The organism is Streptomyces sp. NPDC002838, assembly GCF_040295365.1.
In the GTDB taxonomy this organism is placed as follows: Bacteria; Actinomycetota; Actinomycetes; order Streptomycetales; family Streptomycetaceae; genus Streptomyces.
This window is the reverse complement of record NZ_JBEOVF010000109.1, coordinates 1-12,729: the sequence shown is the minus strand read 5'-3', so window position 1 is coordinate 12,729 and position 12,729 is coordinate 1. Positions and strand designations below refer to the sequence as shown.

At 67.6% G+C, this 12,729-nt stretch carries 12 protein-coding genes and 3 pseudogenes; 7 read left to right on the top strand and 8 right to left on the bottom strand.

Features of this window, described 5'->3' with window-relative positions:
- Positions 1-350: 350 nt before the first annotated feature.
- On the bottom strand, positions 351-1,442 hold the full coding sequence (locus tag ABT063_RS51080) for an IS630 family transposase (RefSeq protein WP_351069058.1): 1,092 nt from the start codon (positions 1,440-1,442) through the stop codon (positions 351-353).
- A 105-nt stretch (positions 1,443-1,547) separates the two neighbouring features.
- Positions 1,548-2,396: a LysR family transcriptional regulator gene (locus ABT063_RS51075; RefSeq protein ID WP_351069056.1), complete on the bottom strand. Its 849-nt coding sequence runs from the start codon at positions 2,394-2,396 to the stop codon at positions 1,548-1,550.
- Positions 2,397-2,545: 149 nt separating this feature from the next.
- Here ABT063_RS51075 and ABT063_RS51070 point away from each other — a divergent pair, with 149 nt between their 5' ends.
- Positions 2,546-3,283: an NADPH-dependent F420 reductase gene (locus tag ABT063_RS51070; RefSeq protein ID WP_351069054.1), complete on the top strand. Its 738-nt coding sequence runs from the start codon at positions 2,546-2,548 to the stop codon at positions 3,281-3,283.
- Positions 3,284-3,573: 290 nt separating this feature from the next.
- Here the strand turns inward: ABT063_RS51070 and ABT063_RS51065 are convergent, their stop codons facing one another.
- Positions 3,574-3,837 carry a hypothetical protein gene (locus tag ABT063_RS51065; protein ID WP_351069051.1) on the bottom strand — a complete coding sequence of 88 codons (264 nt, stop codon included), beginning with the start codon at positions 3,835-3,837 and terminating at the stop codon, positions 3,574-3,576.
- Positions 3,838-3,878: 41 nt separating this feature from the next.
- Between ABT063_RS51065 and ABT063_RS51060 the strand changes: the two genes are divergently transcribed.
- Positions 3,879-4,010 carry a hypothetical protein gene (locus ABT063_RS51060; RefSeq protein ID WP_351069048.1) on the top strand — a complete coding sequence of 44 codons (132 nt, stop codon included), beginning with the start codon at positions 3,879-3,881 and terminating at the stop codon, positions 4,008-4,010.
- 665 nt (positions 4,011-4,675) lie between these two features.
- The gene (locus ABT063_RS51055; protein WP_351069061.1) at positions 4,676-5,215 is read left to right on the top strand and encodes a transposase family protein; all 540 of its coding nucleotides are present in this window, start codon (positions 4,676-4,678) and stop codon (positions 5,213-5,215) included.
- A 692-nt stretch (positions 5,216-5,907) separates the two neighbouring features.
- On the opposite strand, the gene ABT063_RS51050 is transcribed toward ABT063_RS51055, so the two are convergent.
- Positions 5,908-6,852, bottom strand: a complete 945-nt coding sequence (locus tag ABT063_RS51050) for an NAD-dependent epimerase/dehydratase family protein (RefSeq protein WP_351069045.1) — start codon at positions 6,850-6,852, stop codon at positions 5,908-5,910.
- Positions 6,853-6,856: 4 nt separating this feature from the next.
- Here ABT063_RS51050 and ABT063_RS51045 point away from each other — a divergent pair, with 4 nt between their 5' ends.
- Positions 6,857-7,360 (top strand): MarR family winged helix-turn-helix transcriptional regulator, encoded by a 504-nt coding sequence (locus ABT063_RS51045; RefSeq protein WP_351069043.1) that lies wholly within the window; start codon positions 6,857-6,859, stop codon positions 7,358-7,360.
- Positions 7,361-7,656: 296 nt separating this feature from the next.
- Here ABT063_RS51045 and ABT063_RS51040 read toward each other — a convergent pair.
- The 3 genes and pseudogenes from ABT063_RS51040 to ABT063_RS51030 all read right to left on the bottom strand — a co-directional run.
- A pseudogene (locus ABT063_RS51040) lies at positions 7,657-7,824 on the bottom strand (transposase); the annotation flags it as partial.
- Positions 7,797-8,638, bottom strand: a pseudogene (locus tag ABT063_RS51035) (transposase); the annotation flags it as partial. The pseudogenes ABT063_RS51040 and ABT063_RS51035, both read right to left, overlap by 28 nt.
- Positions 8,639-8,670: 32 nt before the next feature.
- Positions 8,671-8,973, bottom strand: coding sequence for a helix-turn-helix domain-containing protein (locus ABT063_RS51030; RefSeq protein ID WP_351069041.1), 303 nt, complete (start codon positions 8,971-8,973; stop codon positions 8,671-8,673).
- A 66-nt stretch (positions 8,974-9,039) separates the two neighbouring features.
- Between ABT063_RS51030 and map the strand changes: the two genes are divergently transcribed.
- From map to ABT063_RS51015, 3 genes are all read left to right on the top strand, one after another.
- A complete protein-coding gene (gene map / locus ABT063_RS51025) occupies positions 9,040-9,912 on the top strand; it encodes a type I methionyl aminopeptidase (protein WP_351069039.1) in 873 nt (290 codons plus the stop codon).
- Positions 9,913-9,950: 38 nt separating this feature from the next.
- Positions 9,951-10,082, top strand: coding sequence for a transposase (locus ABT063_RS51020; RefSeq protein WP_502991045.1), 132 nt, complete (start codon positions 9,951-9,953; stop codon positions 10,080-10,082).
- 649 nt (positions 10,083-10,731) lie between these two features.
- The gene (locus tag ABT063_RS51015) at positions 10,732-11,481 is read left to right on the top strand and encodes an HNH endonuclease (protein ID WP_351069037.1); all 750 of its coding nucleotides are present in this window, start codon (positions 10,732-10,734) and stop codon (positions 11,479-11,481) included.
- A 192-nt stretch (positions 11,482-11,673) separates the two neighbouring features.
- Here ABT063_RS51015 and ABT063_RS51005 read toward each other — a convergent pair.
- Positions 11,674-12,661, bottom strand: a pseudogene (locus tag ABT063_RS51005) (IS630 family transposase); the annotation flags it as partial.
- Positions 12,662-12,729 lie beyond the last annotated feature (68 nt).

Here is a 12,729-nt window from a genome sequence, read left to right as displayed (position 1 = left end):
ATCGCCGCACAGCGCTTCATGGCCGACCGCGCGGGCTCCCACACCCGGGAAGTCAAGGCCTCACATGCCGTGACCGTTTCCCAGCCGCAGGCCGTGGCGCGGTTGATCAAGCAGGCCGACCACGCCACCCGGTGATGCGGGCCCACCGGCCGACCATCCAGTCCCTTTCCCGCCATGTCGTGTTAGGCACCAGCAGCACAAGGGCACCGACGGCTCCCGACCACGGCCACGCGGTCTTGCTGCGTAGTCGGAACTAGGCTCGCCTCGGTCGCTGCCGGAGCGGTGAATCCCCTGCCGTACTGGTCGCAGCCATCAACGAGTGGCTGTGACCAGCATTTTCGAAACGCACCCTAGTCTTCTGAGTCAGGAATTCTGTTCAGACAGCTGGCGAGACGTTCGAGGATCTCGTCCGCGGTCTTCGTCCAGACATAGGGCTTGGGATCGGTGTTCCATGCGGCGATCCACGTGCGGATGTCCTTCTCCAGCGCCTGAACGCTCTTGTGAACGCCTCGCCGTATCTGCTTGTTCGTCAGCTCGGCGAACCACCGCTCGACCAGGTTGAGCCAGGACGAGCCGGTGGGCGTGAAGTGCAAGTGGAAGCGGGCGTGGGCGATCAGCCAGGTCTTGATGGCCGGGGTCTTGTGAGTGGCGTAGTTGTCCAGCACCAGAAGGACGTCCAGGCCAGCAGGGATCTCCTGGTCGAGTTTGATCAGGAACTTCTTGAACTCCTCGGCCCGGTGCCGGCGGTGCAGGGAGCCGATCACCTTGCCGGTGGCCACCTCCAGGGCGGCGAACAGTGTGGTGGTGCCCGCTCGCACGTAGTCGTGGGTGACCCGCTGCGGGACCCCGGGCATCATCGGCAGCACCGGCTGTGAGCGGTCCAGGGCCTGAATCTGCGACTTCTCGTCCACACAAAAGACCAAAGCGCGCTCGGGCGGATCCAGATACAGGCCGACCACGTCGTGGACCTTGTCGACGAAGTACGGGTCCGTCGACAGCTTGAACGTCTCAAAACGGTGCGGCTGCAGGCCGAACGCCCGCCAGATCCGTGACACGGTCGACTGCGACAGCCCCATCTCTTTGGCCATCGCCCTCGTCGACCAGTGCGTGGCGTTCTTCGGCGTGGCCTCCAGCGTCTTCTGCACCACGGCGGCGACCTGCTCGTCGGTGACCGTCCGGGGCCCGCCCGAACGCGGCATGTCCCCCAGGCCGGCGATCCGGTGCTCGACGAACCGGGCCCGCCAGCGGCCCACCGCATGGGGCGTCGAACCGAGCTGGGCGGCGACGTCCTTGTTCGACGCCCCAGTGGCGCACGCCAGGATGATCCGGCACCGCAAAGCCCATGCCTGCGGCGTGGAACGGCGCCGCACCCATCCCTCCAGCGCAGCCCGTTCCTCGTCCGACAGGATCAACTCGGCCTTCGGCCGCCCAGTACGCGCCACCCCGCAACCCTACACATCTGAACAGAATTCCTGACTCAGAAGACTAGTGCCCCCCTAGTGGTGGACCGTTTTGCGCGGAAGGACCTGCTGGCTGAAGGCGTGAGCTCAGTCCGCGAACGCGGCTACGTACGACGCCACGCACGGCTCCGGTGTCGCGAGTGATGTGACGATGTGGCCGTCGACGGTCATCGGTGGGTCCAGCGGCACGTGGTGCACCCGTTCGGAGCGGGATCCGGCAAGTTGCTCGGCCGGCATCAGTGTCCAGCCCGCGGGGTCCCGGCCCACCTCGAACAGCACGTTGAGCATGTCCCCGGCGGGGGGCCGCAGCGGGGCCACGGGCAGGACGGCGAGGATCGCGTCGTGCATCGGCGGGTCACTGTCGCGGGCGGGAAGCCGCAGACCGTACGGATCGAGGTCGTGCAGGCTGATCGCGGGCTTGCAGGCGGCGGGGTGTTCGCGCGCTAGCACCGCGTGCAGCGGCTCGGACCACGCGCGGACCACTGTCAGGGCTGCGGATGAGATCGCGCCCCGTACCAGCGCCAGGTCCAGCTCGCCGTCGCGGACGGCGTCCAGGCGCGCGGTCACCGGCAGATCGACCAGTTCCGGCTCGGCGGGGCGTTCGGTGTCGCGCAGGCGGCCCACCGCCCGGTCGAGCCGTTGGTTGGCGCAGGACGCCACTCCGATCCGCAGGACGGCCGCCGGTTCTCCGGCAACCACGCGCACGCGGGCCGCCGCGGCGAGGGTGTCACGGGCCGCGGCGAGCACCCGTTCGCCGGCCGGGGTGAGCCGTACTCGGCGTGAATTGCGGTCGAGCAGACGAACCCCGAGATCACGTTCGAGCCGGGCGATCTGCTGGCTCACCGCCGACTGCACGATATGCAGCCGTTGCGCCGCACGCCCGAAGTGCAGCTCCTCGCCGACGGTTACGAAGTACTGCAGCGCTCTCAGTTCCACTCTCCTGATCTATCACACGATGTGATCGCTGTAGAGCCTTAGTGGTCGTTGTTCGCGCAGGTCACCTTCGGCTGTGATGGGTACGAGCCCGCCTGAGCGGTCTTGGCCGCCAGTACCACGACGCGGGGACACCGAACGGAGAACACATAGTGAGCACCACAACCCTCGGCATCATCGGCGTCGGCACGGTCGGCGCTGGGGCCGCCCGCCGCGCCGTCGACGCCGGCCTGAACGTCGTCCTGAGCAACTCACGCGGCCCCGAGACCTTGGCTGATCTCGTCGTCGAGCTCGGTCAGCGGGCCCGCGCGGCCACCCCGGCCGAAGCAGCGAGCGCCGGTGACCTGGTCATCGCGGCCGTGCCGCTATCCGTCCACGAGCAGCTGAACCCGGCGGAGCTCGCCGGGAAAACCGTGATCGACCCGATGAACTACGCGCCGACTCCCAACTGGAGGGCCCCCGAGCTCGACAGCAACGAGTTGACCTCCAGCGAGCTCGTGCAGCGCCACCTCGCCGGCGCCCGGGTGGTGAAGGTGCTGCACTCCATCATCCCCAAGCAGTTGCTGGAGCTGCACCGCCCCGCCGGAGCTCCCGACCGCACCGCGCTGCCGCTGTCCGGCGACGACCCGGGCGCCAAGAATGAGGTGGCCGACCTGTTGGACGTCCTCGGCTTCGACGCGGTGGACCTCGGCCCGCTGGCGGACAGTTGGCGCAGCGAACCCAACACCCCGCTGTACGCCATTCCGTACGTGGGCCAGTCGCCGTCCGGCCTCACCCCGAGGGATCTTGCGGCCTGGGCCCAGCAGGCGCCCGGCGTGCCCGTATCCGCCGCCGGGGTCAGGGAGCTAGCCGCCGCCGCAGTGCGCGGGCCGGCAGGTTTCCAGATGTAGCAGCAGACGGTCCGCCCTAATCCCCGCGGCATGGTTGAACGCCTGCTCATCTCCGCGGCAGGTCGTGCTGTCGGGGCGGCAGCGGTTGTCCCGGAGCACTCCGCGGGCTGTCGTTGTAGAAGTGGGCGACCCCCCTTGGCGAACTCCAACTGGTCGTCCTCCAGGTGCGCGAGATGCTCGACGATCGCGGCTCGGTCCCGTGCGGCGTACGCGCGGAGCAGGTCGTGGGCCCTCCAGGCCGCTTCGTTCATCCGGGGGGGGTGTGAGGTCCTGGAAGTCGTGGGTCTCGGTCATCGCGTCTCCGTGGTGGCTCGGCCGGGGGTGTCCGCCGGGGTACGGGGGCGGGGCACGGCAGCGGGCAGCCCGAGATCGAGCCGCTTGTCCATGTCCAGGCGGAGGGTGCCGTACGGGTTGACGTTCGACCAGAACAGCGCGGTCAGGCCGCTTCGGTCCTCGTCGGTGACCTTCTTTCCCCACAGCTCGGCCAGGACCTGCTGGAGCAGCAGCGTGTTGACGTGTTCTCTGAACTCGCTGGTGAGGGAGTCGGAGGCCACGCAGCACGCTCTCGCTGTGGCCACGGGTGGTCGGCGCGTACTTGCGGCCCAGTCCCGCCTTCCCCGTCACCGGATTCGGGATCGCCGACGCGGCGGTGGCACCGGGCCGTCTCGGCTTGTCGCTGAGCTGGATCCAGCGGGAGAAGTCCCGCGCCTCCCGCCGGGTCGCTTGATCCCAGCGCCCCCGGATCGCCCACAGAAACCGGAACCAGCGCAGCAGATCCATCCCGTACGAACGCTGCGTCGTCGCGGGCCGTCCGATGCCCTGCAGGTCTTTCAGGTACACCGCGACCGGCTCGACGACAGTCCCGGCGGGATCAAGCAGCCGATACGGCTCCCACACATCGCCGGTCTCTAGGAGCGACCCGATCCGCGGTACCACCAACGAGCGTAGATCTCGGCCCTGCCCATCTCTCTTGACCATGGGGCGGGACCATAGCCACGCGCGCCACGGGCTGTCCGCTGAACTGGGCAAACTCTCCCAGTAGGTCAGTCAACAGGTACACGAGGGAGGACTGGAGCAGGTGCAGCGCGAGCATCAACGTCTCGGCGTGCTCCTTGTCCGGGCCGGTCAGCGCGCCGTCCTTGCCGTAGTGCAGCACGGTGTCCGCGCTGCTCCAGTTATCCACGACCTGGAGCCCGCCGTGGATCTCGCGGGCGCCGGTCGGGGCTGGCGAGGTAGTCGCACGCGAAGACCGTACGCACCGCGCAGCCCAGCTTTTCGAAGGGCTTGATAGGTGGAGTGCTTGGGGCCTCCGCGGGTGAAACGCCGCAGCACCCGCCTGCCCTTGACCAACTGCGCGAGAATCCGTAGGTCGGACCCGAGGAGGTCCCGGGCCTGCTGGAGCGGCTGGCCGATGTGCCGGACCCGCGTGACCCACGCGGGCGCCACCGCCTGGCCGTCGTGCTCGCTCTTACCGCGTGCGCGGTGCTGGCCGGAGCGACCTCGCTGCTGGCGGTCGGCGAATGGATCGCCGATGCCCCGGGGTATGTGCTGGAACAGGTCGGTGCCGACCCCGATCCGCTTCTGCCCAGGCGGGTCCTGCCCGTCGAGACCACGGTCCGCCGACTGCTGGCCCGCATCGACGGCGACGCGCTGGACTTGGCTGTCGGGAGTTGGCACCGCCGAACCGCCGACCGCCGACCGCCGACCGCCGACCGCCGACCGGGCTGCGCGGTCTCGCAGTGGACGGCAAGAGCCTGCGCGGCGTGGCCAAGGCGAAGGGCCGCAAGATCCACGTGCTCGCCGCACTGGAGCACGCCAGCGGCCTGGTTCTGGCCCCAGCTGGCCGTCGGCGAGAAGACCAACGAGATCACCTGCTTCCAGCTGTTGCTGGACAGTCGTCGCCGACCTGGCCGGCGTCGTGGTCACCAGTGACGCGATGCACACCCAGCGCGAGCATGCCGACTACCTCCTCGCCCGGGGCGCCCACTACATCGTGATCGTCAAGGGCAACCAGAAGAAGCTGCGCCGCTAACTCAAGTCCCTTCCCTGGAAGGACATCCCGCTTCAGGGACGCACCCGGGGCATCGCCCACGGCCGCTCGGAGATCCGCCGGATCAAGGTCGCCACCGTGAACAGCCTCGTCTTCCCCGGAGCCCGCCAGGCTGTCCAGGTAAAGCGCCGACGCACCGACCGCAAGACCGGCAAGGCCACCGTCAAGACGGTCTACGCCGTCACCAGCCTGGCCGCCGAGCAGGCCACTGCGGCCAGCTCGCCGAATTCCTCCGCGACTGCTGGAAGATCGAGGTCCTGCACCACGTCCGCGACACCACCTTCGCCGAGGACGCCTCCCAGCTGCGGACCGGCAACGCTCCCCGCGCGATGACCAGCTGGCGCAACCTCGCCATCGGAGCCCTCCGCACGGCCGGAGTGAAGAACATCGCGGCCGGCCTCCGCCTCAACGCCCGCGGCCCTCGCCGCCCCCTCGCACCCCTCGGCCTCGGAATGATCAGGAACCGGGCGTCACGCGACGCCGAAGCCCTGCCCTGGGGGCAAGTGCCCTACCGGGAAACAATGGGTGGTCCTCCGGTAGGCAGGAATGAGTTTGCGTCGGCCGCGGTCGCGGGTTACCGCTTGTTTCCAGCGCGAAGCCAGGCGATGTAGTCAGCGGCAGCGGCGGCGGTGTCGTACTGGGGCTTGAATCCGGTGTCCTCACGCAGACGCGTGATGTCGAGCCAGCTTACGGGGCGAGCTCCGGCCGAGGGGAGTTCACATTGGAAGCTGGGGGCGACGGACTCGATCGCGGTGATGACGTCGGCGTTGCTAGTGGCACGACCGGAGGCGACGTTGTACGTCGAGTGGTGCAGTTCATCGGCGAGTTGCAGCAGCGCAAGCGCGCGACCGGTGTCCTTGACGTAGAGCAGGTCGAGCGCGTCCTCGGCGTGCGGCGGCGCGATGAGTCCGGCCAGGTCGGGTTCGCTTTGCTGTGCTGCAGCGTGTGCGAGCGATGGGGCCGCGAAGAACGGGTCGGGCAGGTGCCCGCCGGGCCCCCAGGTGCCGGAGATGCGTGCGTTGACGATGTCTACGTCGGTCTTCTCCGACAGGTGGCCGGCGAGCAGCTCGGTGATCTTCTTGAACGTCGGGATGACGTGGAAGTGCTCCAGGGAGATCGGCATGTCCTCGGTGAGTGCACCCTGGGATGTGAATCCGTAGACGCCGATGGTGCTAGCGGTCACGATGCGGCGCACGCCCCAGGCCTGCGCGGCGCGGACGATGTTGAGGAATGCTTCCAGCGCCCGCCCGGATGCGTCGATCGGGTCGTCGTTCCTGACCGGCCACGGGAGGGCGACGGCGAGGTGCACGATCCCCGTGATCGGGTACTGCTGGCCGGCGGCGAGCAGGGCGTCGAGGTCGGCGACATCGGCTTGGACGACGTGCACGGGCAGGTCTGCGAGGTGGGGAGGAACCTGCGGGCTGCGGCGCTGGAGGAGGACGCACTCCTCACCCGCCTCAGCGAGTGCGCGGACGGTGTGGGAGCCGATGAAGCCGACCCCTCCGGTGACAAGAATCATCTCAATGCCATTCGTTGTGATGCTGATCGTCAGTAATACTGACGATCAGCTTAAGCGTAAGCTGGGGCTCATGTCCACCGAAGCGAGCGCCACCGCTGACCCGCACGACGTCCTGGGTTACCTCCTCAAGCACGCCGCCCTCAAGCTCACGGCGCTGACGGATACAGCGCTCGAACCGTTCGGGATCGACAGCAAGGACTTCGGGGCGCTTCGAGTCCTGGCCCACCGTGAACCGGCATCGCAGCTCCAGGTAGCGCAGACGCTCGGCATCGACCGCACCACGATGGTGGCGTTGTTGGACGTGCTGGAACGGAAGGGCATCGTCACGCGACGACCGGATCCGGCAGACCGGCGCCGGAACGTCGTTGAGCTCACTGACCAGGGGTTGCAGGCCTACGACGCCGCACAGGTAGCGCATGGGGAAGCCGAGAGCGCGTTCCTCGCAGGGATCAGTCCCAGCGCGGCGGAACAACTCCGCCGCACGCTGCGGACCCTGGTGGAGAACTGAACCAGGCTCTGCACGGTCACCGGCGACCCTGCCGGATTCAGGTGCTGCAGTCGCCCGCACCCTTGTCTTCGGTGTCCTCAATGCTCAGGAAGCGGACGTCTGTTTGGGGGCGGGTGCCATGGGAGCTCTTGCTCCCGACATCACAGCCGCACAACTCACCGGAGCGATGGAGGCGGTCCTGCGCGGCGGTCTCGTCGTGGTCCTCGAAACCGTTCCGGCCGTCACGGCGAACGCGCGACGAGCAGTCAACTCAAGAGCGGCTCCGCTGTTGTCCAGGCGAGAGCGTGAGATCCTCACCCTGCGACGTGTGCCTCCATCACCACGGCGAACAGGGCCCGGTCGATCCGCCGGCGCCGCTCCAGCAGAGAAGGGAAGAACGACCCGGTCCGCACCTTGGGGATCTTCAGGTCCAGGTCGCCGGCCTGCGTGGTCAGCAGCCTGTCCCGGTGGCCGTTGCGCCAAGAATGAGATCGCCCTCCCAGTGTCCCGGGACCGCGCGGTCCTCGGCCTCGGCGGGCCGCTCGCTGATCATCACGTCGGATGTGACGTGACCGCCGGCGCGCTGTCGGGAGCGTGCTCGCGGGACCCCCAGCGCACGTCCGGTGCGCAGGCAGGCGACCAGCTCGCGCTTGAACGCGCCGCGCCCCTGGATGCACAGGGCCTGGTAGATCGCCTCGTGCGAGATGCGCATGGACTCATCATCAGGGTCGGCCCTGAGTCGGTGCGAGATCTGCTCCGGGCTCCACGACGTCGCCCACCGACGGTCCTGCCGCCGGGGCCGGTTCCGGCCCTCCCACTGCGGCGTCTGCGGCCCCGCCGCCCGGGTCCCGTCCGGGAGTGCGATCTGTCCGGTCAGCCGGCCCTGCACGTACTCGCGCAGACGCGCGTTGACCACCAGCTTCGGTGTCTTCGGGCGCCGTGCAGCCAGCTCCGCTTTCCACTGCGCGATCGAGGCCCGGTAGTCCGACTGACCGTTCCGCGTCGCAGCGTTGCGCCGCAGTGTCCGGGAGATGGTCGACGGCGACCGGGTCAGCCGGCGCGCGATCTCCCGTACCCCTACGCCCTGGGCGTTGAGCACCGCTATCTCCTCGCGATCCTCAACGAAAGGTACCGGCCCGACGGCGGGCTGAGCTTGATCGACGACATGCCACCACGCTCGCGGAACCATCGGGAGCCGACCGGACCTGATACGCCGCACGCAGTCGCCGCGTCCTCGCTGGTCAGCTCTTCCGCGATCTTGATCCAGAACGCGCGCTCCACGTCCCGTCGAACTTCCACCCCCCGCCGGCGACACCCTGCGGGATTGGGACTTACGAGGCCAACTGCTGTCGTGCGTGGTGACCAGAGTTGGTCGCTCCAATGCCACGTTCGGGCTGGCTGATCTCGGCCCACACCGCGTCGAGGGAGAGGCCGAGGACGTCGGCGATCGCCGCGATGGTCGGGAAGGCGGGGGTGGCCACGCGGCCTGTCTCGATCTTCCGGAGGGTTTCCGGTGAGACACGTGCGGCGAGCGCGGTATCGAGCATCGAGCGCTCTCCCCTGGCCCGTCGTAGGAGAGCGCCGAGGCGCTGTCCGCGTTCGACTTCTGCGGGAGTGAGCGGCAATCTGACCATGACTCCGATTCTAATACCGGTACAGTATGGCCGGTATAGTTATTGGTTCCGTGAGAAGGGCGCTACATGATCGAGATCCTGAACCCCACCCTGCTGGCCCGAGCAAAGAACACAGGCGCCCTGGTCGCTGACATCCTGCAGACACTGAAGAGCCGCAGCACGATCGGCACGAACCTTCTGGACATCGACCGGTGGGCCAAGGCCATGATCGTCGAGGCCGGAGCTACGTCCTGTTACGTCGACTACGAGCCATCCTTCGGACGCGGCCCGTTCGGCCACTACATCTGCACGGCCGTCAACGACGCCGTGCTCCACGGACGGCCATACGACTACACGCTTGCCGACGGCGATCTGCTGACCCTCGACCTCGCCGTCTCCAGAGGCGGAGTCGCTGCAGACGCCGCCATCAGCTTCATCCTGGGCGACGCAAGGCCCCCGGAGAGCGTCGCGATGATCAGTGCAACCGAATGCGCGCTGGCCGCAGGGATCGCCGCTGCCGGGCCCGGGGCTCGCATCGGCGACATCTCCCATGCCATCGGCACGGTCCTCAGCGAGGCGGGGTACCCGATCAACACCGAGTTCGGAGGTCACGGCATCGGATCGACGATGCACCAGGACCCGCACGTCTCGAACACCGGACGGCCTGGCCGTGGATACAAACTGCGCCCTGGGCTGCTGCTGGCACTGGAGCCGTGGGTCATGGCGGACACCGCTCAACTCGTCACTGATGCCGACGGGTGGACGCTCCGAAGTGCGACAGGCTGCCGGACAGCACACAGTGAGCACACGATCGCTATCACCAACGACGGAGCCGAAATCCTCACCTTGCCGAAGCGCGCAGCCGTGAGCTCAGAGCCCCGTGTTCCTCTTCTCCAAGCACCCCGCGGACATGTGAATGAGCCAGGGTCTGTCGCGGAAGTGGATCCTGATCGTGGATGATCATGCACTGTGGGGCGTGGTGATCTGACGAATGGGCAGTGGACGCGGCGGGGCCGTTGTTGCCGAAGGGCATCAAGCCGGCCCGTCCGCCGGTGTGGACGCGGCGGCAGCTGATCGACGGCGTACGGTGGCGGACTCGGACCGGTGCCCCCTGGCGCGATGTGCCGTAACGCTACGGCCCCTGGGGCCGGGTCTATGACCTGTGTGCGCCGTGAGGCGCTTCGTTGTATCCCCGACTCAATCGGGAGGAACTTGGAGGAATGTTTCTGGGTCGCCTGACTTACCTGGAGGCGAAAGCCGAAGGGGACAACAGCATGTCAGGAAAGCGGTGGCCGTCTGGAGGTATCCAGGGCGGAGGGCCGCAAGACCCGCGCGATATGGCCAAGGCTGGATTGCTTGAAGCCCAATCTCCAGCGGCAAAAATAGAAACTCACCGGAACGATACCTGAAACCGGTGCCCTTTCCTTGCCGGGCTCTGAAGAACGGGTTCGGACGGCAACCTCCAAGGAGAGGGGCGTCGCCCAGTGAGGGCGGTCAAGGAGATGAGTGGGCGGCCTACGTCGTGCTCGATACGTACAGCGAAGACGTACCACGGGATCGCCTACGGGGCGCGAGCCCTACGGCGACGGAGTGCCCATAGTAGTCGCCGGAGTTGCGACCGGCCGTGAAGTCCGGGAAAGCCGGAATGAGGGCGAAGGGGCACAGGTGAACTCGACGTCCAGTAAGGGGAGGTATGCGCAATGCAGAGCGCCGAAACGGTGCTGGACGTCATCCGGGAACGCGGGACTGGCGTCGAAGCACAGATCGACCGTCACGAAGATGGCCCGCAAACACAAGGCGACCATCGACACCCCGGACGGCCCTCGAAAATGCTTTGAAGTCATCGTCGAGCGCGGAGGCGAGAAGAAGGCGCTGGTTGCCCGCTTCGGCGGCATCCCGCTCAAACGGCAGCGCACAGCGGTAATGGCCGACCGAGAGCCGTTGAAACCCAACCACATCAGCACCACCGAGTTGGTGAAGCGGCTCCTTGCGGACTGCTGCGAGATATGCGGATCAACGAGCCGGATTGAGGTCCATCACATCCGGAAACTCGCCGATCTCACGCAACAGGGCCGAGCCGAGCGCCCCGTGTGGGTGAAGTTGATGGCAACGAGACGACGTAAGACCCTGGTCGTCTGTCGGCCTTGCCATGAGGACATCCACGCGGGACGAGCGACCTCATCCACCCGGAAAGATCACTGGAGAGCGGTGTGCTGGGAAACTAGCCCGCACCGTTCGGGAAGGGGCCGTCGGAAAAGGACCCGGGCCACGGGCACCTCGTCGGCGGCCTACTTCACTCCGCCGCTGGCAGCGGGACGGCACCTGGGCCAGGATCGGCACCCGGCTCCAGGCCGAGGCCGATGCGAAGGGTCTGATCGCCTGGGATGTGAACGTCGACTCCACCGTCTGCCGGGCCCACCAGCACGCCGCCCGGGCGGGGGAAGACGGGGACCTGCAGAAGGAGCCGCCCGGCGGCATCGCCGTCGAGCCGGCCGACCACGGTCTCGGACGCTCCCCGGGGCGGCTTGACCACCAAGATTCACCTCGCTGTCGAGCAGGGGCAGAAGCCGCTGTCCGTGATCACAGCCGGTCAGCGGGGTGATTCCCCGCAGTTCGAGCCGGTCCTGGAGGAGATCCGGGTGCCTCGGCTCGGTCTTGGTCGCCCTCGCCGGCCCGGACCGGGTGCGCGCCGACAAGGCGTACGACTCCCGCAGTGTTCAGATAGCTTGCGAGGCGTTCGAGGATCTCGTCCGCGGTCTTCGTCCAGACGTAGGGCTGGGGATCGGTGTTCCATGCGGTGATCCAGGCCCGGATGTCCTTCTCCAGAGCGGGGACGTTTTGTGGACGCCTCGCCGTAGCTGCTTGTTGGTCAGCTCGGCGAACCACCGCTCCACCAAGTCCAGCCAGGACGATCCGGTGGGGGTGAAGTGCAGGTGGAAGTGCGGGTGGGCCAGCAGCCAGGTCTTGATGGCTGGGGTCTTGTGGGTGGCGTAGTTGTCCAGCACGAGATGGACGTCCAGGCCCGACGGTACCTCCTGGACGAGCTTGATCAGGAACTTCTTGAACTCCTCGGCCCGGTGCCTGCGGTGGAGGGAGCCGATCACCTTGCCGGTCGCCACATCCGGTGCGGCGAGCAGTGTGGTCGTGCCCGCTCGCACGTAGTCGTGGGTGACCCGCTGCGGGACACCCGGCATCATCGGTAGCGTCGGCTGTGACGGGTCCAGGGCCTGGATCTGTGACTTCTCGTCACGCAGAACACCAGCGCCCGCTCGGGCGGGTCCAGGTAGAGGCCAACCACATCGTGGACCTTGTCGACGAAGTACGGGTCCGTCGACAGCTTGAACGTCTCTGAGCGGTGCGGCTGCAGGCCGAAGGCACGCCAGATCCGTGACACGGTCGACTGCGACAGACCCATCTCTTTGGCCATCGCCCGGGTCGACCAGTGCGCGGCGCTCTTCGGCGTCGACTCCAGCGTCTTGGTGACCACCGCGGCGACCTGCTCGTCGGTGACCGTCCGGGGCCCGCCCGAACGCGGACGAATAAGGAGCGGGCTTGACCTCGCCGCCCCGGCCTTGGCCATTGTGAGGGCCGCCGGCGTGACGCCCCCAGAGGAACGACAGACGAGGGATGAACTCTCGGGTCCATGGCGATCTCCTCCGGACGGTGTCCCCACCACCCGGAGCTTGAGAGTCCGCTCCGGTATCCGCATCGTGGGTGGCGGCCTTTATGAGCGCTCCTTGCCCGGACCATGAGCAAACGATGACGGCGTGCGAGTGG